The organism is Ruegeria sp. AF3, from assembly GCF_056536285.1.
On record NZ_JBQFJM010000001.1, the window covers coordinates 2,030,959 to 2,055,509 of the forward strand.

Here is a 24,551-nt window from a genome sequence, read left to right on the forward strand (position 1 = left end):
AAAAGCTGTCGGATGTCAGGCTGACTTTCCGTTTAGTCGGCGAACAGGTAGTCCAGCCGCATCACCGCGTCGGCCTTTTCTTTGTCCACCCCAAGAAATTCGGATATGACAGCTATGTTTTCGGCGCGCTGGGCGGTTTCCCGCAGTCGCAGGTAATTGTCCAAACCGGCGGCGCGGATTTGTTGGGACTCGTAACTCAGGTCGTTGCGAAGTGTCGGCAGCAGATGGGAAACAGTCTCAACCGGGCTGTTGTCACCCGCCAATCCGACGCGCCGCGCGTGGCCAATCAGGTATTCGTCCGAGTATTCGCATTCGATCTCAAGCACATGGGTTTTGGCCTGATCACCGCTGAAATCCTGAACAACGTCCAGATTGGCCGGGTCGAGGCACAGAACCAACTGGTCTGATCCGAAACTTTCGAAAAGCATTCGTACAACGGCCCGCCGATGGCGCGAGCGCTTGGTCAGCGTCGTTTCAATACCGCCCAGATCAGGCAGTTGGGTATCCCCTTCGTTAAACAGGTATTCGACGCAGGGGATATCTGTTTCAGACGCGATCTGATCGACCAGCCTTTTGGCGACATGCCACTTTTTGCACACGATCACAAACAGCTCTCGGTCGGGGCCCAGAACACTTCCAGCCTCCCAGAAGCGTTGCCTGAACCGGCGCCCGATGCGCCCCCGGCCAGCCAGAAACGCATAAAGGCTACGCCCCTCGTTCGAGATGGGAAAGTCGATGCCCTCACTCGCATAAAGTGAGCCGAGACGCTCTTTCAGCTCATGCGCCTCTGGGCTGATCTTGCGGGCAAACAAATAGTTCTGACCCAGAAGCATGTCATAGTGATCGTTGTAGAACGTGACGGGCATTCCATAATCCGAAAACATCAGAAATGTCGGTGTACGGTTTTCGATTTCACCCTTCGGGATCAGGTGGCGTACCAGCGTTTGAAAGAAGGTTTCATCGGGTATCCAGGTGGTTGCAAAAAACCGGATCACGTCCCTGCGCTGTCGCAGGAAGTCCAGAATCATCTCGACCGTTCGGCGGCGAAGACACCACCATTGGCTGCCGATCATAACCTGAAGGTCTTCGGGAATCTGCCGCGTCAGCCCAAAACGCCTCTGCGTTTCATAGGCGGTGTAGAACAGTTTTGGCTGGGTGCGTTCATTGAAATAATGGCGATAGATCAGCCGGTCTTCTTTCATGCCGGTCTTGATCCAGTCGCTTTCGAAAAAGTCGTGGCTTTCGATGAAATCCTTGTCGTGATCATCCAGAAACCGATGGGTGTATTCTGCCGTTTTGATCGCCATGCAATCACCGGACAGCATGTAAAAATGCGTGGCGCGGGGGAAGGTTTCGACGGCGGCCTGCAAGGCGTTCAGCGTGGCCTGCACCAGCGACCATTCTCCCCAGCCGCATTTGATGCGCCTTTTAGCAAAGGTCACGTTCGGATTTTGATCCAGCGCGGAACGAATGCGCCCGTAGCCTTCGGCGCTGGCACGGGCGTCAAAGTGGATGGCCATGCAATCGCCCGCAGCGGTCAGCTGTTCGGCCTGTGCAATGATTGCATCAGGGTCTTTATGGCATAGCAATATATAGGCAATCTTCGCCATCGAGGTTAGGTAATTTCCGTTTCTGCCCGGTTTCAACCGTGATACTGAGGATGAGCGATTGAATAAACAGAATAATTTTGGTTCCTTGTTATCAAAAGCTGGCATATCGGTTTGAGACCAGACCAGCGTAGGAGGCACAGCAGATGGGTTTTCCCGGTACCTGGATGACCGAGAGCGAAAGCATGGTGTACCGCGTCGTGCCCAAATGCGCCTGCTCGACCATTGGGCAGATCATGTATTATTCGGATCACGGCCAGTTCTTTGACGGTGACATCCATGACGCCAAGGATGGCATGCACAAATGGGCCTTTGATCAGAGCCAGGATCTGATTTCCAAAAATGTGCGCGATCATGCCTCGTATTCCTTTACCTGTGTGCGCAACCCATACACGCGTATTCTGAGCTCGTTTTTCGACAAGATCTGCGGGATCCAGCGCAACGGCAAACGGTATCGTGGCAATCTGGTGCCGACGCTGATCTACAATTACGGGATCGAGGTCGGCGGAGACGATGGAAAGGGAGAGTTTGACCAGATCGCCAGCTTTCGCCGGTTCCTGCTGTTTGCGCGTGATACCATCCGCTGGCGGCGTCCGATGGACCCGGACATTCACTGGTCAGCCATGTCTGGTCACGTGTCGACCTTCATCGTGAACGGTGGTCGTTATGATCGGATCTTCTGGACCGAAGCGTTCAACGACGGGATGCAGGGTGTCTTGGACAATACCAAGCTGAAGCATTCTGTTTCGCTGTCCGAAATACCCCGGTTCAACGAATCCGAAGGCCACGGACCCAAGCGCGCGCATCCGGTTGAAGACTATTTCGACGACCTGTCGATGCATCTGGTCTATGAGATCTACAAGCAGGATTTTGAGCTGTTCAAATACGATTTCGAAAACCCGGCCAACAAGATGCCGATTGGCGAAATCGATCTGGATGAAATTCACGCCAAACTGGGCGATTGATCCTTAGGCAGGATGACCCGTCCATCGTCAACGTTTCTTGCGAAACATTTAATCTGGTTGCGCCCGGGTGCGCCTGTGCATGATCGACTTACCGGTCTGCCGCGTCAGCAGACCGGTAATCTATCAGTTTAGACCTGACGCACGGCTCCTTTTGCCGCGCTGGTGGTCAGTTTCGCATAGGCCTTCAGCGCAGTAGACACCTTGCGTTTACGCGGCGCAGCAGGCACCCAGCCCTTTGCGTCCTGTGCTTCGCGCCGGGCCGCAAGCTCTTCATCTGAGACGGCCAGATTGATCGAGCGGTTGGGGATGTCGATTTCAATCGTGTCGCCATTCTGTACCAGACCAATCTCTCCGCCTTCGGCCGCCTCGGGCGAGACATGGCCGATCGACAGACCGGAAGTGCCGCCCGAAAACCGCCCGTCGGTCAGCAGGGCGCAGGCTTTGCCAAGACCCTTCGACTTCAGGTAAGACGTTGGGTACAGCATTTCCTGCATCCCCGGACCGCCACGCGGGCCTTCATAGCGGATCACCACCACGTCGCCCTCTTTCACCTTGCCGGTGAGAATGTCGCTAACAGCCTGATCCTGGCTTTCGCATACGTAGGCCGAGCCGGTGAATTGCAGGATATTGGCATCCACACCAGCGGTTTTCACGATACAGCCGTCGCGGGCAATGTTGCCGAACAGAACCGCCAGACCGCCATCCTGACTGAATGCGTGTTCCTTGGACCGGATCACGCCGCCTTGGCGATCGGTGTCCAGTTCCTTGAACCGGTTCGACTGGCTGAATGCCTGTGTGGTACGCACACCGCCGGGGGCGGCCTTGAACAGTTCCTGTGCCTTGGGGTTGTTGGCGATGGTGATGTCCCAGTTGGCAATCGCCTCGCCCATCGTGGCCGAATGCACTGTGCTGCATTCGTTGTGCAGCAGGCCCGCGCGGCTGAGCTCACCCAGAATCGAGAAGATACCACCGGCACGGTGGACGTCTTCCATATGCACATTCTCGATATTGGGCGCGACTTTGCAGAGGCAGGGAACACGACGGCTGAGGCGGTCCATATCGGCCATGGTGAAGTCAACTTCACCCTCATGCGCGATGGCCAGCAGGTGCAGCACCGTGTTGGTCGATCCACCCATGGCGATATCAAGGCTCATGGCGTTTTCGAACGCTTCAAAGGTGGCAATCTCACGGGGCAGAAAGCCTTTTTCGTCCAGATCGTAATGGCGCTTGGTGATCTCGACGATGCGGCGGCCAGCCTCAAGGAACAGCTCTTTGCGGTCTGCGTGTGTCGCCAGAGTCGACCCATTGCCCGGCAGGGCTAGGCCCAGCGCTTCGGCCAGACAATTCATCGAGTTCGCGGTGAACATGCCCGAGCATGAGCCACAAGTGGGGCAAGCGTTTTCTTCGATGTGCTGAACCTGTTCGTCAGTGAACTTGTCATCTGCGGCGGCGACCATCGCGTCCACAAGGTCAATCTTCTTGGCTTCCAGATCGGCAATATCGATCTTGCCGGCCTCCATCGGACCGCCCGAGACGAAAATGGCGGGGATGTTCAGACGCATGGCGGCCATCAGCATACCCGGGGTAATCTTGTCGCAGTTCGAAATGCAGACCATCGCGTCCGCACAATGGGCGTTGACCATATATTCGACCGAATCGGCTATCACTTCGCGTGAGGGCAGCGAATACAGCATCCCGTCATGGCCCATGGCGATGCCGTCATCCACAGCGATCGTGTTGAACTCTTTCGCCACACCACCTGCGGCTTCGACCTCGCGCGCGACCATCTGGCCCAGGTCCTTCAGATGCACGTGACCCGGCACAAACTGGGTGAACGAGTTGACGATGGCGATGATAGGTTTGCCGAAATCGTCATCACCCATACCTGTGGCCCGCCAAAGGCCGCGTGCGCCAGCCATATTGCGGCCATGGGTAGAGGTTCTGGATCGGTACAATGGCATGATGCTGTTTTCCCTGTTGCCTCGGGTTGCATAATTCGGGGTTCGTACGTTATAGCGCACGTAGCACATGTGCGTTATAACGTACAAGGTAAATCGCAGAGCGCGGGTATGGCTATGGACGACATTACGCTGAAATTACGGGATGTGCGGGCAGCCTCGGGGTTGAGCCTGTCCAGAGTCGCCGAGATGACCGGTGTCAGCAAAGCCATGCTGGGCCAGATTGAACGCGGCGAATCAAGCCCAACGATCGCGACGCTTTGGAAAATCGCCAAGGGCTTTCAGATACCGCTCAGCGGGTTGATCGACACGACTCTGGGCGATCCATCGGTCTTTCAGACTGTAACCTTTCCCGGCAGTATCGAGGTCAAGATTGTCTTTCCCTTCGATCCCGCGCTGGGTGCCGAGACCTTTCATGTGAACCTTGCCGCGAACCAAAGCCACGAATCCCCGGCTCATGCCGCCGGGGTGACCGAGGAAGTATTTGTCCTCAGCGGCACTTTGGAAATCCTGCGTGGCGAGGAATGGGTGCCGTTGCAGGCCGGGCAGGGGTTGCGCTTTGCTGCGGACCTGCCGCACGGGTATCGTGCTGGTTCGCAAGGGGCTGCGTTTCTGAATATGCATCACTATTCCCAACACACAGAAACTCCTGAAATCGGTAAGGCACCTTCATGACTGCCATTTTTGACACTCTTACCATCGTGGATGCCTTCGGCTCATTCGGGGCGCTGATCGTGGTGGCCGCGTATTTCGCAACGCAGATGCGGATGATGAATTCCGATGATCTGGCCTTTCCGATGATCAACCTGCTGGGGTCTGTCCTGATCGTCTTTTCGCTGCTTGAGAATTTCAATCTGGCCTCGATGTTGATCGAAGGGTTCTGGATTTTGATCAGTGTCATCGGCATCATCCAGCATTTCCGCCTGCGCAAGGCGCGATAATTCCTGAGGTCAACAAGCGCTAGCGCTATCCAGCCTTGAACGCCCATGCCACGGGGTATAGGGAAACCCCAAGCTCGCTTAGGGGAGGCTTTGATGCAGGACGATCCAAAAACCCTCGTATCCACCGAATGGCTGGCCGCGCATATGAAAGACCCGGATCTGCGGATTCTGGACGGGTCGTGGTATTTGCCGGCGCAAAACCGTGATGCCAAGGCCGAATATGATGCCGGGCATATCCCCGGAGCACGGTTCTTTGATATTGATGAGATATCAGACCACCGTTCCGACTTGCCTCATATGGCGCCACCGGTCGAAAAATTCATGTCACGCCTGCGGGCCATGGGTGTCGGTGATGGTCATCAGGTTGTGGTTTATGATGGTGCCGGGCTGATGTCCGCAGCGCGCGTTTGGTGGCTGTTCCGTCTGATGGGTCAGGAAAACATCGCGGTTCTGGATGGGGGTTTGCCAAAATGGCAGGCCGAGGGGCGCGAGATCGAGGATCTGCCTCCGGTCATTCGCGACCGCCACATGACCGTTCGCGTGCAAAACCAACTTGTCCGGGACGTCACGCAAGTTTCCTCCGCCGCCAAGCTGGCGGATCACGAAATCATCGATGCCCGCTCGGCCGACCGATTTGCCGGAACCGCACCCGAGCCGCGCGAAGGGCTGCGTTCGGGCCATATTCCGGGCTCGCGCAATGTGCCCTTTGGGCAGTTGTTGAACGCCAGCGGAACAATGAAGTCGCCCGAGGACTGCCGCGCCATATTCGAGGCTGCAGGCGTCGATCTGTCGAAGCCGGCGATCACCTCTTGCGGTTCGGGCGTCACGGCCGCGATTCTCAGCCTTGCGTTGGAACGCATGGGCAAGAAAGACCACTCGCTTTATGACGGCTCCTGGGCTGAATGGGGTGCCTTCCCGACCCTGCCCGTCGCAACCGGAGAGAACTGATGTTCGAGAACCTGAAACCGCAGCCTGCCGACAAGATTCTGGCGCTGATGCAGATGTACCGCGAAGACCCGCGCGATCAGAAAATCGATCTGGGTGTTGGTGTCTACAAGAATGCCGAAGGCGTGACGCCGGTGATGCGCGCGGTGAAAGCCGCCGAACAGCGTATCTGGGAAGAGCAGGAAACCAAGGCCTATACCGGTCTGGCCGGTGATCCGGCCTATGCGGATGCGATGATCGGATTGATCTTGGGTACTTCTGTGCCACGCGGCAACATCGCCGCAGTGGCGACACCCGGAGGCACCGGTGCCTGCCGTCAGGCGTTCGAGTTGATCCGGATGGCGAACTCTTCGGCACGCGTGTTTGTGTCGAACCCGACCTGGCCCAACCACCTGTCGATCCTGAATTATCTGGGGATGGAAACGGTTCAGTATCGTTACTTCGATGAAGAGACCCGGGGCGTCGATTTCGACGGGCTGATCGCAGACCTGAAAACCGCCAAAGCGGGTGACGTGGTTTTGCTGCATGGCTGCTGCCATAATCCGACCGGTGCCAATCTGAACATGGTGCAATGGCAGGAGGTCGTGAACCTGATCAATGCGCTGGGCCTCGTTGCGATGATCGACATTGCCTATCAGGGTTTCGGTGACGGTCTGGAAGAGGATGCGCAAGGCGTGCGGCTGGTGGCCTCATCGGTCAAGGAATGCCTGATTGCGGCGTCATGTTCGAAGAATTTCGGCGTCTATCGTGAGCGCACCGGGTTGCTGATGGCCGTCAGTGACAACGCGGCTGAAACCGCATTGAATCAGGCCACGCTGGCGTTTTTGAATCGCCAGAACTACTCCTTCCCGCCGGACCACGGCGCGCGCGTGGTGACGACCATTCTTATGGATGAGGCGTTGCGGGCAGACTGGGCAACTGAGCTGGAAGAGGTTCGCCTCTCCATGCTGGGCCTGCGCCAGCAACTGGCTGACGAGTTGCAGCGTCTGGCCGGATCCGACCGGTTTGGGTTCATCGCCCAGCACCGCGGCATGTTCTCACGCCTTGGGGCGGCACCGGAACTGGTCGAGAAACTGCGCGTTGAACACGGTATCTACATGGTCGGTGACAGTCGACTGAACATTGCCGGGCTGAACGCAGTGACTGTGCCGATTTTGGCCAAAGCAATTGTGGATGTCGGGGTTTAGATGCCGACGCGACATTCGAAACGAAAACCCGGGCGCGAACGCCCGGGTTTTTTTGTCAGGTGAAGGCAAGGCTTAGCCTTTCGAGAATTCGGGATATGCTTCCATTCCCAGTTCAGCCATGTCGAGGCCGTTGATCTCATCCTCTTCGCTGACACGGATGCCGACGGTGGATTTCAGTATCGTCCACAGGAACAGTGCGCCGACAAAGGTGAAAACGCCGTATGCGGCGATGCCCAGTAGCTGCGCGCCCAGACTCGCGTCACCGTAGAAGACGACGGCGATGGTACCCCAGATGCCACAGAACAGGTGAACCGGGATGGCACCGACAACATCATCGATCTTGAACTTGTCCAGCATCGGGACCGCGAAGACCACGATGATACCACCCACGGCACCGATCCACAGGGCACCGAACAGGGTCGGGGCCAGCGGTTCGGCCGTGATCGAGACCAGACCCGCCAGTGCGCCGTTCAGCACCATCGTCAGGTCGGGCTTCTTGTACAGAACCTGGGTCAGGACCAGCGCTGCAACCGAGCCCGAAGCAGCCGCCATGTTGGTGTTGGCGAAGATGCGTGACACGTCCGATACATCGCCCACTGTTCCCATCGCCAGTTGCGAGCCGCCGTTGAACCCGAACCAGCCCAGCCACAGGATGAACGTCCCCAGTGTTGCCAGCGCCAGGTTAGAGCCGGGCATTGGGTGAACTTTGCCATCTTTGTACTTGCCGATCCGCGGGCCTAAGATAAGGGCCCCTGCCAGCGCAGCCCAGCCACCGACCGAGTGTACGATGGTCGAACCGGCAAAGTCCGAGAAGCCCTTGGCATCCAACCAGCCGCCACCCCATTTCCACGAACCGGAAATCGGGTACATGATGCCTGTCAGCACGATGACGAAGATCAGAAAGGGCCAAAGCTTGATCCGTTCCGCCACGGCGCCCGACACGATGGACGCAGTCGCGGCCACGAACACAAGCTGGAAGAAGAAGTCCGAACCGACCGAAGCATAGTCCAGTGCCGCATCCGCCGGCGCAACACCAACCGCATCAAGCGTTGTGGTCGAGAAGAACGGGCCAAGCCAGCCCGTGATGGACCAGCCGTCGCCGGGATACATCAGATTGAACCCGATCAGCCAGTACATGATTGCGGCAAATGAAAACAATGCTACGTTCTTGATCATCTGCATGGCAACGTTCTTGGATCGTACCAGACCGCCTTCCAGCATGGCAAAACCTGCGGCCATGAAGAAAACAAGAAAGCCCGCCATCAGAAACAGCAGCGTGGTAAAGATATACTGGGTGTGCTGTGCCGCTTCGCCGGTTGCAGCGGCCTCTTGCGCAAGACCCATCTGCGGCAGCGCAACAATGGCGGCGGCAGGGATGAGAGATTTCATCAGGTTCATTGTCAGTCCTCGAATGATTGTGAATGGGCGCGCTTACAGCGCGTCCTCGTTGGTTTCCCCGGTACGCACACGCAGCGCCTGTTCGACATCGAGGACAAAAATCTTGCCGTCACCGATCTTGCCGGTCTTGGCGGTTTTGGTGATGGTCTCGACGATCTGGTCGGCCATTGTCGCAGGCACCACGATCTCAAGCTTGATTTTGGGCACGAAGTTCACCGCATATTCGGCCCCACGATAGATTTCGGTGTGACCGGACTGCGAGCCGAAGCCCTTGATCTCGGTTACCATCATGCCGCGCACGCCAGCCTCGGTCAGAGCTTCGCGCACCTCCTCCAGCTTGAACGGCTTGATTGTCGCAATGATCAGTTTCACGTCTTTCCCCTCTGGTTGTCCGGTGGGACCGGCTTGTTTGCACCTGCAGAAAAAAAGCGCGCCGCGACGCAGTAAGAAACGCTTTCGGGGTCAAAACCTGCCGGGAAGTAATGTAAAGTTGCACATTTTTTGCACAACTTGGGCATTGTGCCCAATAAATGAGCGCTATAGAGAGGGGAAATTCCGGAAATTCGGACCTCTACATACTGCGGTTGTCGAGGTATGGTGACCAAAAAGTATAACCGGGCAGAGTTTGAGCATGACTGAGTCCAAGCGCCGCAAGCCGACATTGGTCGCGGATAAACGGTACCCTTCGAAGGGCCGAAAACTGGCTGCGACCAAAAGCACGGCGGGCAAGAAATCGACGGTGCGCAAACCGACCACGCGCAAAACCACGCGCAGGAAAACCCGCAAGTCATCAGGGGGTAAAGGCGGTGGTATCTTTCGCCGTTTGTTCCGATGGATCTGGCGGTTGATCTGGGAATTGACCTGGCGTGTCGGTGCGATTTCGGCCATGCTGCTCGCGCTGGCGGTGGGTATCGTTTACGCCACGTTGCCGGATGTCGATGCCTTGCTGGATGGGCGCGCGCGGGGTTCCGTGACCTTGCTGGATCGTGACGGCAAGGTCTTTGCCTGGCGTGGCGATCAGTTTGGTGGCGTGATCACGGCCGATACCGTGTCTCCGCATCTCAAGAACGCAGTCATCGCAACTGAAGACAAGCGATTTTACCGGCATTTCGGGGTCAGCCCGCGTGGCGTCGCCAGCGCGGTCAGCATCAACCTGAGCGAAGGGCGCGGGCCTCTGTCCGGGCATGGCGGGTCGACCATCACGCAACAGACCGCGAAACTGCTGTGTCTGGGTGTTCCCTATGATCCCAGCGATTGGGATTCCGAGGCCGCGTATGAGGCCGACTGCCGTCAGGGTTCCTTGTGGCGCAAGGCTAAGGAAGCCGTCTATGCGCTGGCAATGGAGGTGAAATACTCCAAGGACGAGGTTTTGACGATCTACCTGAACCGTGCCTTTCTTGGCGCAGGCGCGCGTGGGTTCGAAGCCGCAAGCCAGCGCTACTTTGGAAAATCCGCCGCCGAGGTTTCGCCCGCAGAGGCCGCGATGCTGGCTGGTCTGCTGGTTGCGCCTACACGCTATGCACCGACCAACAACCTGCAACGGTCTCAGGATCGGGCGCGGCTGGTGATCGGTCTGATGGAGGATCAGGGATATCTGACCGCCGCACAGGCCAGCGAAGCGCGTACGCGACCGGCGCAACTGTCTGAAGCGGCAGCTGCCCGAGCGGGCGGTTACTTCGCAGATTGGGTTGTTTCGGAACTTCCCAGTTATTTTGGCGACAACACAACCGAAGATGTTGTAATCCAGACGACTTTGGATCAGCGGATTCAGCGATCGGCGGAAGAGGCTTTGCAATTCATCTTTCAGGAAAAGGTGCGGGAAGGTTCCAAGGCGCAGGCGGCCATCGTGGTCATGTCCGCGGACGGAGCGGTAAGAGCCATGGTCGGCGGCCGAGAAACACGGGTTGCCGGGGTGTTCAACAGGGCCACCATCGCCAAGCGCCAAACCGGTTCGTCCTTCAAACCTTTTGTCTATGCCACCGCGCTGGAACTCGGCTATTCCCCGCTGGATACGGTGATGGATGAACCTTACTGCGTGGACATTCCCGGGTCCGGACAATGGTGCCCCAAGAACTACACCAACAAGTACTACGGGCGGGTGTCACTGGCGGATGCGTTGAAGAACTCGCTGAACATTCCGGCGGTGAAAGTTGCTGAGATATCTGGCTTGGATAACGTCCGCACGGTGGCCAGTGGTTTTGGGATTGCCAGCGATCTGGCGCAAGGGCCTGCCCTGGCGCTGGGCGCGTCGGAAAGCACGCTGATTGAGATGACGGGGGCTTATGCAGGTATTCTGAACGGTGGCTCTGCCGTCGAACCTTATGGCCTGACCGAGCTGAAGCTGCTGGGTGATGAAGCACCTGTCATGGTCACGACAACCGGTATCGGTGAACGGGTGATCAACGACGCGGCCGCCAAGCAGCTGACATGGATGATGGAACGTGTAGTGTCCGAAGGCACAGGTGGACGGGCAAAGTTGCCTGGCTGGCAGGTCGCGGGCAAAACAGGCACGACCCAAGCGGCGCGGGATGCGTGGTTCATCGGGTTTACTGCGGACTATGTAACCGGTGTTTGGATGGGCTATGACGACAACACGCCCCTGTCTGGTGTGACCGGCGGCGGTTTGCCCGCGGAAATCTGGAGAGAAACCATGCTGCGTGTCACCGAAGGGATGACACCGACACCCTTGCCGATGATGGCACCAGCACCGCCGGTTCAGGTCGCACAGCCACAGCCGCGTCGAAAGCGCGGAGGTTTTGCCGAGGACATCAACAATCTGCTGAAGAATATTTTTGGCGGAAACTAGAGCCTTCTTTGATGGAAAAAAAGGCGGTGCACTGGGCACCGCCTTTTTGCCATTTCGCTGATTGCGTGTTTCAGACGCTGGCATCCAAGGCCGCAAGGATCGCGTCGCCCATTTCAGTGGTTGATACGGGCTGAACGCCCTCATCTGCGAGCAGGTCGCCGGTGCGTACACCATCGGCCAGTACTTTCTCGATCGCGGCCTCCAGACGATCCGCTTCTTCGCCCTGATCAAAGCTGTAGCGCAGGGCCATGGCAAAGCTCAGGATACAGGCGATCGGGTTGGCTTTGCCCTGACCCGCGATGTCCGGGGCCGAGCCGTGGACGGGTTCATACATTGCCTTGGGTCGACCATTGGCCATCGGCGCGCCAAGAGAGGCCGAAGGCAACATGCCCAGCGACCCGGTCAGCATCGCGGCGCAGTCGGACAGGATGTCACCGAACAGGTTGTCGGTCAGGATCACATCAAACTGTTTCGGAGCGCGCACAAGCTGCATCGCGCCGTTGTCGGCGTACATATGGCTCAGCTCAACTTCGGGGTAGTCCGCTGCGACGCGGGTGACGACTTCGCGCCACAGGATGCCCGATTCCATCACGTTGGCTTTTTCCATCGAGCACAGCTTTTTGTTGCGGCGCATTGCCAGTTCAAAAGCCGAGCGCGCGGCACGTTCGATCTCGGATTCGGTGTAACGCTGGGTGTTGATGCCGACGCGTTCGTTGCCTTCCTCGAAGATGCCGCGCGGCTCACCGAAATAGACGCCCGACGTCAGTTCGCGGACGATCATGATGTCGAGACCGGCAACGATGTCTTTCTTTAGCGACGAGAAATCGGCAAGCGCGTCAAAACACTGCGCGGGGCGCAGGTTCGAATACAGGTCCATTTCCTTGCGCAGGCGCAGCAGGCCACGCTCGGGCTTCAGGCTGAAATCCAGATCGTCGTATTTCGGACCGCCGACAGCGCCCAGCAAAACCGCGTCAACCTCTTGCGCCTTTGCCATGGTCTCATCGGAGAGAGGCTTGCCGTGGGCGTCATAAGCGGCACCGCCCACCAGATCCTCGCTCACGTCAAATTGAAGACCACGATTGGCACCGAACCAATCGATGATTCTGCGCACTTCGGCCATAACTTCTGGGCCAATTCCGTCTCCGGGCAGGATGAGGAGCGAGGGGTTGGGCATGAAGGGTCTCCTTGCGTTTTGTTGCACAGGCCCTAGCGTCTGCGCAGCATCGGGTCAATGAGACAGACCTGTCAAAACACAAGGAAAATACATGCTGACACCTGGAAATCCGGTTCCTGCACTGAAAATTGAAACCGTCGCCCATGGCAGTTTCGACCTTGAGACCAACAAGGGCGAAAACGGAACGCTGGTGATTCAATATCGCGGATTGCATTGTCCGATCTGCATCAGACAGATGACCGAGGCCGAGGCGGCGCTGGACGATTTCGCGGCGCTGGGTGTCGAGATTATCATGATCACCACCGATACCGCCGAACGTGCCGCTGAAACCGCCGCAAAAGCCAATGTTTCCCGCTTGCGCGTAGGCCACAGCCTGCCCCTGTCTGAGGCGCGGGAGGGTTGGGGGCTGAACATCTCGACCAAGCGCGAAGGCAGTGCCGAACCAGACCTGTTTGCGGAACCCGGACATTTTTACATCGCACCTGACCGGACGCTTTATTTTGCGTGGCAACAGACCACGCCTTTTGGACGTCCGTCGATGTCGGATATCGCGGGTGGTCTGAAGTTCACTTTGGGCAACAACTATCCCGCGCGTGGAACTTATACCGGCCCACTTTGACGCTCAAAGAGAGGCTTTGAGCCCTTCTGCCAACAAATCCCAGACCCTGCGGATACGCGGGGTCTGGCGCATGGCCTGCGGCGCAGCCAACCACACGGGCAGAACCGGGATTTCAACATCCAGCGGCAAGATTTCGACATCCGGGTCGGCTTCGGCCATCTGGACCTGGCTGAAGCCAATGCCGCATCCCGCGCGGATCAGTTCCCAATAGGCGCTTTGCAGATCGCAGCGGGTCGCAAAACTGTTGCGGCTTGCGGGCCACCCTTTTTCGCGCATGGCCTTGATGATTTCCTGATTGGCGTCAAACCCCACTAGGTCGTGGGAAAAAAGTTCTTCGGGTGTATTGGGGCGTCCCCTACGGTCGAGATAGGACTTGGCCGCGCAAAAGCATAGCGGCACCTCCCCCAGATATCGCGAAATGATATCCATCTGCGCCGGGCGATACATGCGAACGGCAATATCCGCCTCGCGGTATAACAGGTTTTCCGTGGTGTCTGTGGCGACCAGCTCAAGTTGAATGGCGGGTTCCTGCCTTCGGATATACGCCAGAATCGGTGGCAGCAGGTGATGCGACGCGAAGACCGAAGCGGTGATGCGGACCGAGCCTTCAAGTTGCTGCGACTGCCCTGCGGCGGCAAGGCTGAATGCAGTCATGGCGCTGTGCATTTGCTGCGCCATCGGCAAAAGCTGGGACCCTGCCACGCTCAGTTTCAGGCCGCGCGCGTGCCGGTCGAACAAGGATACGCCCAGTTCGGTCTCAAGGCTTTGTACTTGTCGTCCCAATGTGGGCTGGCTGCGATCAAGGTGCCGTGCAGCGGCGGACAGGGACCCCGTTTCGGCCACGGCCAGAAAGCTCTGGATCAGAGACCAATCCGCATGTGTCAGTGCTTTGTCCATTCAAAATTGAATACACATTCTGCATTTCTCGGCAATTCAATACGTGCATTGAATGGATAGATTGGTCTGAAACAGGAGGCATCAATGACACAAACTGCACTGATACTCGGCGCATCGGGCCGGTTTGGGCGCAATGCTGCAAAGGCGTTTCGGAATGCAGGCTGGGCCGTGCAGACATTCCGTCGCGGGTCCGGTTCTCTTTCCCAGGCGGCAAAAGGGGTGGATGTCATCGTAAACGGGTGGAACCCGCTCTATCCTGATTGGTCGCGTGAAATGCCCGACCTGACCAGACGTGTGATAGACGCCGCGTCCGAGACCGGAGCCACCGTACTGGTTCCCGGAAACGTCTACGTTTTTGGACCGGGCACGCAAGGCCCATGGTCCGGCCTTACACCGCACTTGGCCACCAATCCGCTTGGCCGTATCCGGATCGAGATGGAGGAGGCGTATCGCGCTTCAACCGTCAGAACGATCCTTCTGCGTGCGGGTGATTTCATTGACACCGAGGCATCTGGAAACTGGTTCGATCAGGTCATGATCAAGCATCTGTCGCGCAATCAATTCGTGTATCCCGGAGATCCAGAAGCTTTGCACGCCTGGGCCTATCTGCCTGATCTGGCCCAAGCTGCCGTCGCGCTGTGTGAAATCCGAAAGGATCTGCCGCGGTTCTGCGATGTTCCTTTCGCTGGCTATACTCTGACCGGAACTGAGATCGCGCAGTCTTTGTCGAGAGTGACTGGAAGGGACATATTCGTGAAGCCTATGCAATGGTGGCCATTGCAGCTGGCGCGACCATTCTGGCGCATGTCCTCACACCTGATTGAAATGCGGTATCTGTGGCAGGTGCCGCACCAGTTGGACGGATCGTACCTGACCGAGTTGTTGGGATCTGTGTATCAGACAGATCTGGATGATGCATTGCGTTCTGCGATCTCTCCCAGCCTTGTGGCTTTGCCCTATGCGAACGGAGAGACGGTCACGCCTTAAGGCAGGGTGACGTCAACCCAGACCAATCGGTGCCTGCTGGCGCGCAGGGCGGATTCGTATAGCTTGGTGCCTTCTTCCGGCCACGTCACACCGGCGTCCGAAATGCGCAGGTCGGCGGACGGCAAAACGTAATCCACGCGCATTTCACCCGTGGCCTTCCATGCGACCGTTGAGGTCGAGCCTGACGGGTCTTTCGGCAGCGGGTCTTGCAGACGGGGATGGGCCAGAAGGGACTGAATGGCCTGTTTACGGCCCTCCCCACGCGTTGGGTCAAGGTTGGCATCGCCGGCGATCAAAAAGGGACTTTCGGGGACTGGCCCCAGTTCACCGTTCAGTAAAACGGACCAGAGCCGGATCTCATCCTGATTGCGCAAGCCATTTCGATCCTCGGGCCCATCGAAAACGGGTGGCGTCGCTTGAAAGGTCATCAAGTTGAGCCGCCCATAAGGGGTTTCGATCGGTACAACCCAGTGTGCGGTCGAAGACAGGCGTTGTATCTGATGTGCCGTGTCAGACGGGAAGGGTTGCCCGTTTACTCTAGGCAGGGTGGCGCCCGGTAAACTCCGCCACAACAGCTCGGAATAATCCTGAATCTCGGCGGTGATAATTTCGTATCGCGACAACACCGCCAACCCACCCTGACCGGTGAACTGCCCCCAGCCTTGCGCGTCGCCGGGGCCTTGGGTCTTGCCATCACCGTCCAGATCAAGCGAGGTTTCCAGGCCGGCATTGGGTTGTGTGGCAAGGTAATATCCATAATCAAGCCCCGCGTTGCGCAGTTTCCCAATCAGGGCGATTACAGCGGTATTGTTCAGATCCCAGTCGATACCCTGAAGGGCGATTATGTCAGGGCGCGCCGACGCAATAACGTCGACAACGGCCAGAACCTGCGCGTCATCGCGTTGAATGTCGCGAAGCAACAAACCGGGACCATTTCTGCTAAGCTCGGTATTATAGGTGGCAATGCGCACGACTTCTGCCTGTGCCGCAAAGGGCAGCCATAGCAGACACAAGATGCGGATCATGCGGTCTGTGTTGACTCGCTGGTCGAATAGGCGCGGCGTTTTTCCATGATCAAACCCGCGATCCTGAGGGTCGCCATGCCGCGCATGATCATGCTGGCGGGCAGGAAGGCCCATGCGCTCATGGTCCAGATCAAGGTCTGTGGATTCCCGAGGGAGATCGGGGCGATCACACTGCTCATCAACTTGATGATCGCCGGAATGAGGAATGGCAGCAGAATGCCGATACAGATGTTCAGGCGGCCATCCCTTTGAAGGCGCGTAACGACATCACCCCCTTTGGTCGGGTCAAACAGCGGCAAGTTAGTCCACACATTGAAGGCGCCATTGCCGGTTGGCCATCCCCGAACCCTGACCGCATAGGCAAAGCTGACAATCGTGACCAAAGCCGCAACATAAGCCACGCTGGCCGTGATGCGGACCAGTTCGATCAAGGCGTGGCTGGCATCCGGGGGTAACATCAGCACGATGAGGCGCACCGGAGAATAGGGGAAGTCCACCACATTTGCGACAGCCAGGCCAACCGAATAAGAGAATGTGGTCAGCTGCGTTGGTTCAAAGGCGTTTTTGCAGATCAGCGTCAGAAAGGTGACCATCGACATCAGGCCGACAAACCGAAGGCGATTGACCGGGGGCGCGTCGCGGAATTCGATAAAGCTGGGAAATGCGGAATTGTACTCGGCAAAGGTCAGGATAAACGCGAGGATCGCGAGAAAGACCAGTATCTCGGTCCCGTTCGTAGATGAGACAGGCAGGTACAACGCAGGTGTCAGCACCATAAGTGCAACAAGTATACCGCGTATAGCCGCCCCTGTTGTGCGCGCAATCACTATCCGAACCCTTTTTCAAACCGGATCAGCCGATCTTTGTCGACTTGTTTCCAACTTGTGCCCGTCGCTTCGTCTGACGTTGACGGTTGCCTCTTTAGCGCCAACATGAACGATAAGCGGCATTTTGCTCAAGCCGAGGTGCAGAAAACACGTGATTTCGGGCAAAAAGATGGCGCAACTGGTGCGGTATTGCATCATTTTCGACGCAAATCCGACGTGTATCTCAAATTGATACCCACATGTTGTGGTTTTCAAAAAATCAACCCCAAGAATGCGAGCGGGGCCGCCTTGGCGACCCCGTCAGGTTGAGTATCCACAGATTCGCCCCCAGAATCACACCCAGGGACGGGCCTGACTGGCGTGATCCTCGAACTTGTCGATGTGATGATCTTTTTCCATCGTCAGCCCGATATCGTCTAGACCATTCAGCAGGCAGTGCTTGCGGTGAGGATCGATTTCGAAATCGATCACGACGCCGTCCGATGTGGTGATCTGCTGATCTTCCAGATGTACGGTCATGCGGGCGTTTTCGCCTTTATGCGCATCATCCATCAGGATCGCGTGGTGTTCTGCCCCGACAACGATCGGCAGAATGCCGTTCTTGAAACAGTTGTTGAAGAAGATGTCGGCAAAACTGGTCGAGATCACGACCTTGATGCCGAAATCCTTGATCGCCCAGGGCGCGTGTTCGCGCGAGGACCCACAGCCGAAGTTGTCGCCTGCAACCAGAATCTCGGCCTCGCGATAGGCGGGCTTGTTCAGGACGAATTCTTCATTCTCCTGACCGTCATCGTGATAGCGCATCTCGTCGAACAGAACGATGCCCAGGCCGGACCGTTTGATGGTTTTCAGGTGCACTTTCGGGATGATCATATCGGTGTCGATATTGATCAGCGGCATTGGGGCGGCCACCCCGTGGACTTTTTCAAACTTATCCATGTTCACACTCCTGCGGGAGAGGGCCGCGCCCAGACCCTGCGTTAAGCTTGTTTCGTTTCTTTTGGTGCGTCCTTGACGAAGAACGCCATGAAGACAAGGCCGAGCCCGTTAAAGATCATCTCGATCCCCAGCAGGATGCCCAGCAATTGCAGCAGCACCGAAGGATCCATCGCGGCAAAGCGCCAGATCAGGATCGCCAGAACAATTGACATGATGCCCGAGACCAGCGTCGCCCAGAAATACTGTGTTCCGCGCATCTGGAACGACAGGATCACGCGGGCAATGCCGCCAGCCATGAACAGGATCAGGCAGACGGTTGCCAGCGTCAGCGTTCCTTGCAGTGGGTGATCCAGAAAGGACCAGCCCAGAAACAGCATCACGACACCCATGATAAGTGACAGTATCTTGTTGCCGGTCCCTTCGACTGTGAAGCCGCCTACAACCTGCAATGCGCCGGAAATCAGCAGCAATACACCTGTGACCACCGTCACGGTAATTGATGCCACGACCGGCGCGCCCAGCACAAAAATGCCGAACACGATGGACAGAAGTCCAAGCAATAGCCATTTTGTCCAGTCACTCATGTCTTCAATCCCTCAAATATCCAGTTATGAGGGCAGCTTACATCATTTCACGGACGTCTGTCAGCCGTCCTGTTATTGCCGCTGCGGCGGCCATTGCCGGGCTCAGCAGGTGGGTACGCCCGCCCCGGCCTTGACGGCCCTCGAAGTTGCGGTTCGAAGTCGCGGCGCAGCGTTCACCCGGTTGCAACTGGTCGGGATTCATCGCCAGACACATCGAACATCCTGCCAGACGCCACTCGAAACCGGCTTCTTTGAAGATATCCGCCAGACCTTCTTCTTCGGCCTGCGCGCGGACCAGACCCGAACCTGGAACGACCATGGCGCGTATGCCGTCCTTGATCTTTTTGCCTTTCAGAATCTCGGCGGCGGCTCGCAGGTCCTCGATCCGGCCGTTGGTGCACGAGCCGATAAAGACGGTGTCGATCTCAACTTCGCTCAGCTTCTGGCCGGCTTTCAGCCCCATATATTCGATGGAGCGGCGGGCCGCGTCGACTTTGCCACCTTCGAAATCTTCGGGGTTCGGGACGGTTGCGGTGATCGGCAGAACGTCCTCGGGGCTGGTGCCCCAGGTCACGACCGGCGCGATGTCTTCGCCGCGCAGGGTGATGACCTTGTCGAAATGCGCGCCTTCATCAGTAAAGAGCGTTTTCCACCATGTCAGAGCCGCTTCCCACTGCGCGCCTTTCGGCGCGTGCGGGCGGCCTTTGACGTAGTCGAACGTTGTTTCATCCGGCGCGATCAGACCGGCACGAGCACCGCCTTCGATTGCCATGTTGCAGACGGTCATGCGACCTTCCATTGACAGATCACGGATTGCTTCGCCGCAATACTCGATGACATAGCCGGTACCGCCAGCAGTGCCGGTCTCACCGATCACAGCCAGAGTAATGTCCTTGGCGGTCACGCCCGGTTGCAACTTACCGGTGATTTCCACCTTCATGTTCTTGGACTTCTTCTGGATCAGCGTTTGCGTTGCCAGAACATGCTCAACCTCAGACGTTCCGATACCGTGAGCCAGCGCGCCGAATGCACCATGGGTCGCTGTGTGGCTGTCGCCGCAGACAACGGTCATACCCGGCAGGGTCCAGCCCTGTTCCGGGCCAACGATGTGGACAATGCCCTGGCGCACGTCATTCACCGGGTAGTAGTGAATGCCGAAATCCTTGGCGTTCTTGTCCAGTGCTTCGACCTGAATGCGCGATTCCGGGTTTTCGATCCCGTTCACGCGGTCCGGCGTGGTCGGCACGTTGTGGTCCGGTACGGCGATGGTCTTTTCCGGCGCGCGCACCTTGCGGCCTGCCATGCGCAGCCCTTCAAAAGCCTGCGGGCTGGTGACTTCGTGCACCAGATGGCGGTCGATATAAAGCAGGCAGGTTCCATCATCGGCTTCGTGCGCGACATGGGCATCCCAGATCTTGTCATAGAGTGTCTTGGGGGACATTGGTCCTCTCCCGTATGTAATGAGAAATAGCTGGCGAGTTGGCTCAGGCGACGGATAGGCGCGCCAGAACCGTGCGGGCAGCGCCAAAGAACCGTTCACGCAAGCGCGCGCGATCTTCCAGATTCTGAAGTTGGGCCACATTGAGTCTCATGCGGTTCAGATATACCGCGCCCTTCCGGCAATCAAGGTTCAAAACCGGTGTCAGGCTTGCATCACCCCGCATTGCTGTTCAAGCTGGCCCGCAGGAGACGTGCATGAACCAAGACCTGATCCCAAGTACGCTGACTGACCTCTATAACAACATGGTTGCGGCTTTTTCCGCGCAATTTGCAAAGCTGCTTGATCTGATCGTCACGCCGGGCTGGCGACAATATCAACTGCTCATCATCCTGTTGCTGTGGGCGCTGGCTTTGCTGATGAAATTCCTGACCCAGTCTAGATGGGATGCCTGGGCCCGTTCACGCACGGGATGGCCGAAATGGCGGCTCCGGGTTCTGGTACAGTTGATGCGGCGGTTGGCGCTGGTCTATTTCATCCTGCTTTCGTGGGCATTGTATCTGATCATGCAGCAGCTCACCTGGCCGTCGCGCAGCTATATCATCGGGGTGATAGCTACGCTGGCGGCGGCATGGCTGGCAATAGCACTGGTCGCGAGGCTGGTCCAAAACCGCACGCTTCGCCGAATTTTCAAGTGGGCAATGTGGATCTACGCAACGCTAGTCGCACTGAATCTGACGGATGACGTCGCGGGTTTTCTTGACGGAGTGGCGATTTCCATCGGGGATCTGCATATTTCGGCCCTTGGTATTCTCAAAGCCACATTGCTGATTGGTATCCTGCTGACACTGGCCCGTATCGGCACGCGCGCGGCCGAACGCGCATTGCAAAGCAATGACGACATAACCCCGTCCATGCAGGTGCTATTGTCAAAAGGCGTACAGGTTCTGCTTTACGGGGCGGTCTTTATGGCTGCGATCCGAACGTTGGGGTTCGACCTGACCGGCATCGCGCTTTTGTCTGGCGCCATCGGCGTGGGTATCGGGTTCGGTTTGCAAAAAGTGGTGTCGAACTTGATATCGGGGATCATCATCCTGATGGACCGCTCGATCAAGCCGGGCGACGTAATCTCGTTGGGGGACACGTTCGGTTGGATCAATGCGCTGGGCGCGCGATACGTGTCGGTCGTAACACGGGACGGGCGCGAATACCTTATCCCAAACGAAGATCTGATTACCAACCAGGTGGTGAACTGGTCTCATTCCGACCGGTTCGTAAGGTTGGATCTGGATTTTGGTACCAGCTATGACGACGATCCGCATAAAGTGCGCGCGACGGCAATCAGGGCGGTGAAGGCGGTTGCCCGGGTCCTGAGCGGCGGCAAACATGAACCGGTTTGCCACATCACCGGATTTGGTGACAGCAGCGTGGACTATGTGCTGAGGTTCTGGATCAGCGACCCGACAAAGGGGCTGACCAATATCCGGGGCAACGTCTATCTGGCGCTCTGGGACGCATTTAAGGAAGAAGGTATCTCGATCCCCTTCCCGCAGCGCGAAGTCCGGCTGTTGTCGGACGGCGCAACTGCGCAACAGATCATCACAGAGTAAGCGTCTGTGTACGCCCTGCAGCGTGCATTCATTGAAATGTTGCATTCCCCTTGCTACCTTATTAGTACCCCGGCGCCGGGGTTTCACGGCGCGCAGCAAAGGAGGACTATGTCCTGTCTCTACATACACAGGCGGGTTTGCCCGCCGATGATGGGGTCAACATAATGGCCCACTCTCAGTCAATCAGCGACAAGCTGCTTGAACGAATCCTTTCCTCACTTTCCGATGACAAGGCCGAAGACGTCGTGCAGATCAACCTGCAGGGCAAATCATCGGTTGCGGATCACATGGTGATTGCCTCGGGTCGGTCGACCCGTCAGGTTTCGGCCATGGCGGAAAAGCTGACGGATCGCATCAAGCAGGAATTCGGTTTCACCTCGAAGGTCGAAGGCAAGGACACCGGCGACTGGGTGCTGATCGATACGGGCGACGTCATCGTCCATATCTTCCGCCCCGAAGTGCGTGAATTCTATCAGCTGGAAAAGATGTGGCTGCCTCAGGGCGGCAGCGCCTCGGCGAACTGAGGCGCCATCCCGGCCTGCATTAACAGGCCGGAGGCGAGAGAGATATGCGTATCAGCATAGTTGCGGTCGGGCGATTGCGCGCCGGACCCGAGAAGACACTGCTTGACGATTACCAGACACGATTTGACCGGACCGGCCGTGCGCTGGGCCTTGGGCCTGCGCAGGTGATCGAGGTTGAAGACAAGAAAAACGCAGGCATGGCAGCCGAGGCCGCGCTGCTGCGCAAGGCCCTACCCAAAGGGGCAGTGTTGTGCACGCTGGATGAACGGGGGCGGGTCATGTCCTCGCCCGATTTCGCGAAGAAGCTGGGTGATTGGCGCGACGCGGGCCGGCAGGACCTGGCATTTGTTATCGGTGGCGCGGATGGAATCGACCCAGTTCTGCGGGCCGAGGCGGATTTTTCCATTTCATTCGGGTCGATGGTCTGGCCCCATATGCTGGTCCGTGTGATGCTGGCCGAGCAACTTTACCGGGCCGCGACCATTCTGTCAGGTGGCCCCTACCACCGGGTCTGACATGGCGCAGCTTCTGATCGTTTATCACTCTCGCACAGGCGGTGCCCGGCAGATGGCCGAAGCGGCGGCCGAAGCAGCGCGAGGTGAGGCTGACACAAAGCTTATTCCAGCCAATCAAGCCGGGCCGGAAGATCTGCTGGCTGCCGATGGCTACATCTTTTGCGCGCCAGAAAATCTGGCGGCAATTTCGGGTCTGATGAAGGAATTCTTCGACCGCTGCTACTACCCGGTGCTGGGAAGACTAGAAGGCCGACCCTATGTGCAGATGATTTGCGCAGGATCAGATGGCGAAAACGCCGCCCGTCAGATCGCACGGATAGCCACCGGTTGGCGATTGAAAGCTGTTCAGCCTCCGCTGATCATTTGCACCCATGCGCAATCGCCCGAGGCCATATTGGCCGAAAAGACAATCCCGCAAGACCAGCTGGATCAATGCCGCGAGACAGGAGCCGCTTTGGGTGCGGGTCTGGCCATAGGTATTTTCTGAGGGTCAATCCAGTTTGACAACCGTGGTGCCTCCATTCCATCCATCGACGATGCACCGTGCCTGAATTTGCACCTGGTTCTGGCCTTTTGGAATGACCACCCCACCCAAAGAGCGGGTAAAGGGTTGTTCGGTTTCGTGTGGATGGACCAGCACGCGCATTCCCAATTCGTTTCCATCCATATCCTGAACACGCCAGCCGTCGGCGTAATGATCCCAACCCGTATCGGAATGCCGGATCGTTACATCGAACCGCCATGTATCGCCGTTCGCACTAGTGCGGACCTGCTCGATTGTTGGCGGGTCGGCAAGGGCAGGGCTGGCCATTAAGGCACAGAGAATAAAGTATCGCATCGCACCAGTGTAGCCAGTGAGGTAGCGCATCGGTATCACGTATCCGTGCTGGCGGCTCGGGCCATCAGTATTTCCCGGGAATGTGAGGCGAACTCGCGCCGATACAAGACGCCAAACGTGACCGCTGTGCCCAAAATGAGCGCGACAGGTCCAAGAAACCACGCCAGCGATGCCAATGCAAAATAGGTGGCGCGCAGGCCTCGGTTGAAGCTGCGCGCTGCGGTGACACAGATCTCGGCCGCCTGACCGGCGCGGGGATAGGTTTGCGGGTCTTCGGGGTCATTGGGAACTGCAGCCATCAACACGGCGCAATACCCGAAAAGGCGGTGCGCCCACACATATTTCAGAAATGCGTTGGCCAGCAGCAATACGACGAAAAGGATCTTGATCTCCCAGACCATTGCCGGAACACTGCCGATGGCAAGGTCGATTGCGACGCCTGCCAGTCTTTCAGTGTTGCCCAGCAGGGCCAGCCCGCCCCCGATGGCAATCATCGTGGTCGACGCGAAAAATGTACTGCCCTGCCGCATGGCCGCCACGACTTGCGCGTCGAACATGCGCGGTTGGCGGGTCACCATCTCGCGCATCCAGTCGCGCCGGTAATCGTCCATCATGAGGGCTACGGATTGTCTCTGCGGCGACGGATGTTCGATTTTCCACCCGATCCACAGCCACGCACCCAGCAGCAGAAGCAGTGATGCATAGTCCAAAGGGGCAAAAAGAGCGGCGCGTTCGATCCAGGTCATGGCCGCGACAGTAAGGCCGGG

Annotated in this window: 27 protein-coding genes; 13 read left to right on the forward strand and 14 right to left on the reverse strand. The window is 57.6% G+C overall.

Annotated elements, in window-relative coordinates:
- Positions 1-32: 32 nt before the first annotated feature.
- Positions 33-1,610, reverse strand: coding sequence for a DUF5928 domain-containing protein (locus ACR3FC_RS10205; RefSeq protein WP_480474680.1), 1,578 nt, complete (start codon positions 1,608-1,610; stop codon positions 33-35).
- Between the two features lie 143 nt (positions 1,611-1,753).
- Here ACR3FC_RS10205 and ACR3FC_RS10210 point away from each other — a divergent pair, with 143 nt between their 5' ends.
- A complete protein-coding gene (locus ACR3FC_RS10210) occupies positions 1,754-2,572 on the forward strand; it encodes a sulfotransferase family protein (RefSeq protein WP_209599235.1) in 819 nt (272 codons plus the stop codon).
- Positions 2,573-2,700: 128 nt separating this feature from the next.
- Here ACR3FC_RS10210 and ilvD read toward each other — a convergent pair whose 3' ends face one another.
- Positions 2,701-4,533: a dihydroxy-acid dehydratase gene (gene ilvD, locus ACR3FC_RS10215; RefSeq protein ID WP_480474681.1), complete on the reverse strand. Its 1,833-nt coding sequence runs from the start codon at positions 4,531-4,533 to the stop codon at positions 2,701-2,703.
- Between the two features lie 108 nt (positions 4,534-4,641).
- Here ilvD and ACR3FC_RS10220 point away from each other — a divergent pair, with 108 nt between their 5' ends.
- The 4 genes from ACR3FC_RS10220 (at position 4,642) to ACR3FC_RS10235 (ending at position 7,603) form a co-directional block, all read left to right on the forward strand.
- Positions 4,642-5,205 (forward strand): helix-turn-helix domain-containing protein, encoded by a 564-nt coding sequence (locus ACR3FC_RS10220; RefSeq protein ID WP_480474682.1) that lies wholly within the window; start codon positions 4,642-4,644, stop codon positions 5,203-5,205.
- Positions 5,202-5,471 carry a CBU_0592 family membrane protein gene (locus ACR3FC_RS10225; protein WP_480474683.1) on the forward strand — a complete coding sequence of 90 codons (270 nt, stop codon included), beginning with the start codon at positions 5,202-5,204 and terminating at the stop codon, positions 5,469-5,471. Before ACR3FC_RS10220 ends, ACR3FC_RS10225 begins: the two co-directional genes overlap by 4 nt.
- Before the next feature lie 93 nt (positions 5,472-5,564).
- Entirely contained in the window at positions 5,565-6,419 is an 855-nt protein-coding gene (gene sseA, locus ACR3FC_RS10230; RefSeq protein ID WP_480474684.1) for a 3-mercaptopyruvate sulfurtransferase, read from the forward strand.
- Complete coding sequence (locus tag ACR3FC_RS10235) at positions 6,419-7,603, forward strand: amino acid aminotransferase (RefSeq protein ID WP_480474685.1); 1,185 nt, start codon at positions 6,419-6,421, stop codon at positions 7,601-7,603. Before sseA ends, ACR3FC_RS10235 begins: the two co-directional genes overlap by 1 nt.
- Positions 7,604-7,675: 72 nt before the next feature.
- Here the strand turns inward: ACR3FC_RS10235 and ACR3FC_RS10240 are convergent, their stop codons facing one another.
- Both ACR3FC_RS10240 and ACR3FC_RS10245 read right to left on the reverse strand, forming a co-directional pair.
- Positions 7,676-9,001 (reverse strand): ammonium transporter, encoded by a 1,326-nt coding sequence (locus ACR3FC_RS10240; protein ID WP_480474686.1) that lies wholly within the window; start codon positions 8,999-9,001, stop codon positions 7,676-7,678.
- 33 nt (positions 9,002-9,034) lie between these two features.
- Complete coding sequence (locus tag ACR3FC_RS10245; protein WP_117871083.1) at positions 9,035-9,373, reverse strand: P-II family nitrogen regulator; 339 nt, start codon at positions 9,371-9,373, stop codon at positions 9,035-9,037.
- Between the two features lie 259 nt (positions 9,374-9,632).
- Here ACR3FC_RS10245 and ACR3FC_RS10250 point away from each other — a divergent pair, with 259 nt between their 5' ends.
- Complete coding sequence (locus ACR3FC_RS10250) at positions 9,633-11,807, forward strand: transglycosylase domain-containing protein (protein WP_480474687.1); 2,175 nt, start codon at positions 9,633-9,635, stop codon at positions 11,805-11,807.
- Positions 11,808-11,877: 70 nt separating this feature from the next.
- On the opposite strand, the gene leuB is transcribed toward ACR3FC_RS10250, so the two are convergent.
- Entirely contained in the window at positions 11,878-12,981 is a 1,104-nt protein-coding gene (leuB, locus tag ACR3FC_RS10255; protein ID WP_209507247.1) for a 3-isopropylmalate dehydrogenase, read from the reverse strand.
- A 91-nt stretch (positions 12,982-13,072) separates the two neighbouring features.
- On the opposite strand from leuB, the gene ACR3FC_RS10260 reads away from it, so the two are divergent.
- A complete protein-coding gene (locus ACR3FC_RS10260) occupies positions 13,073-13,600 on the forward strand; it encodes a redoxin domain-containing protein (RefSeq protein ID WP_480474688.1) in 528 nt (175 codons plus the stop codon).
- A 3-nt stretch (positions 13,601-13,603) separates the two neighbouring features.
- Here ACR3FC_RS10260 and ACR3FC_RS10265 read toward each other — a convergent pair whose 3' ends face one another.
- Positions 13,604-14,497, reverse strand: a complete 894-nt coding sequence (locus tag ACR3FC_RS10265) for a LysR family transcriptional regulator (protein WP_480474690.1) — start codon at positions 14,495-14,497, stop codon at positions 13,604-13,606.
- An 84-nt stretch (positions 14,498-14,581) separates the two neighbouring features.
- On the opposite strand from ACR3FC_RS10265, the gene ACR3FC_RS10270 reads away from it, so the two are divergent.
- Positions 14,582-15,484, forward strand: a complete 903-nt coding sequence (locus tag ACR3FC_RS10270; protein ID WP_480474692.1) for a Rossmann-fold NAD(P)-binding domain-containing protein — start codon at positions 14,582-14,584, stop codon at positions 15,482-15,484.
- Here ACR3FC_RS10270 and ACR3FC_RS10275 read toward each other — a convergent pair.
- Positions 15,481-16,509: an endonuclease/exonuclease/phosphatase family protein gene (locus ACR3FC_RS10275; RefSeq protein ID WP_480474693.1), complete on the reverse strand. Its 1,029-nt coding sequence runs from the start codon at positions 16,507-16,509 to the stop codon at positions 15,481-15,483. The genes ACR3FC_RS10270 and ACR3FC_RS10275 overlap by 4 nt on opposite strands.
- Entirely contained in the window at positions 16,506-17,336 is an 831-nt protein-coding gene (locus ACR3FC_RS10280; protein WP_480474695.1) for a hypothetical protein, read from the reverse strand. The genes ACR3FC_RS10275 and ACR3FC_RS10280 overlap by 4 nt, the downstream gene beginning before the upstream one ends.
- Positions 17,337-17,441: 105 nt before the next feature.
- Here ACR3FC_RS10280 and ACR3FC_RS10285 point away from each other — a divergent pair, with 105 nt between their 5' ends.
- Positions 17,442-17,645, forward strand: a complete 204-nt coding sequence (locus ACR3FC_RS10285; protein WP_480474697.1) for a hypothetical protein — start codon at positions 17,442-17,444, stop codon at positions 17,643-17,645.
- Between the two features lie 24 nt (positions 17,646-17,669).
- Here the strand turns inward: ACR3FC_RS10285 and leuD are convergent, their stop codons facing one another.
- From leuD to ACR3FC_RS10305, 4 genes are read right to left on the reverse strand one after another with little or no spacing between them, the layout of a single operon-like run.
- On the reverse strand, positions 17,670-18,275 hold the full coding sequence (leuD, locus tag ACR3FC_RS10290; RefSeq protein ID WP_480474698.1) for a 3-isopropylmalate dehydratase small subunit: 606 nt from the start codon (positions 18,273-18,275) through the stop codon (positions 17,670-17,672).
- A 41-nt stretch (positions 18,276-18,316) separates the two neighbouring features.
- Complete coding sequence (locus tag ACR3FC_RS10295) at positions 18,317-18,859, reverse strand: HdeD family acid-resistance protein (RefSeq protein WP_209507240.1); 543 nt, start codon at positions 18,857-18,859, stop codon at positions 18,317-18,319.
- A gap of 37 nt (positions 18,860-18,896) precedes the next feature.
- Entirely contained in the window at positions 18,897-20,300 is a 1,404-nt protein-coding gene (leuC, locus tag ACR3FC_RS10300) for a 3-isopropylmalate dehydratase large subunit (RefSeq protein ID WP_480474700.1), read from the reverse strand.
- 43 nt (positions 20,301-20,343) lie between these two features.
- On the reverse strand, positions 20,344-20,451 hold the full coding sequence (locus ACR3FC_RS10305) for an isopropylmalate isomerase (protein ID WP_209507277.1): 108 nt from the start codon (positions 20,449-20,451) through the stop codon (positions 20,344-20,346).
- A 103-nt stretch (positions 20,452-20,554) separates the two neighbouring features.
- On the opposite strand from ACR3FC_RS10305, the gene ACR3FC_RS10310 reads away from it, so the two are divergent.
- From ACR3FC_RS10310 to ACR3FC_RS10325, 4 genes are all read left to right on the forward strand, one after another.
- Positions 20,555-21,907, forward strand: coding sequence for a mechanosensitive ion channel family protein (locus ACR3FC_RS10310; protein WP_480474701.1), 1,353 nt, complete (start codon positions 20,555-20,557; stop codon positions 21,905-21,907).
- Positions 21,908-22,071: 164 nt separating this feature from the next.
- Positions 22,072-22,431, forward strand: coding sequence for a ribosome silencing factor (gene rsfS / locus ACR3FC_RS10315; protein WP_209599225.1), 360 nt, complete (start codon positions 22,072-22,074; stop codon positions 22,429-22,431).
- A gap of 44 nt (positions 22,432-22,475) precedes the next feature.
- Entirely contained in the window at positions 22,476-22,946 is a 471-nt protein-coding gene (gene rlmH / locus ACR3FC_RS10320) for a 23S rRNA (pseudouridine(1915)-N(3))-methyltransferase RlmH (protein WP_480474703.1), read from the forward strand.
- Position 22,947: 1 nt separating this feature from the next.
- Positions 22,948-23,433, forward strand: a complete 486-nt coding sequence (locus tag ACR3FC_RS10325; RefSeq protein WP_480474704.1) for a flavodoxin family protein — start codon at positions 22,948-22,950, stop codon at positions 23,431-23,433.
- Positions 23,434-23,436: 3 nt separating this feature from the next.
- Here ACR3FC_RS10325 and ACR3FC_RS10330 read toward each other — a convergent pair whose 3' ends face one another.
- Positions 23,437-23,784: a hypothetical protein gene (locus ACR3FC_RS10330; RefSeq protein ID WP_480476876.1), complete on the reverse strand. Its 348-nt coding sequence runs from the start codon at positions 23,782-23,784 to the stop codon at positions 23,437-23,439.
- A 35-nt stretch (positions 23,785-23,819) separates the two neighbouring features.
- Positions 23,820-24,530: a DUF599 domain-containing protein gene (locus ACR3FC_RS10335; protein ID WP_480476878.1), complete on the reverse strand. Its 711-nt coding sequence runs from the start codon at positions 24,528-24,530 to the stop codon at positions 23,820-23,822.
- Positions 24,531-24,551 lie beyond the last annotated feature (21 nt).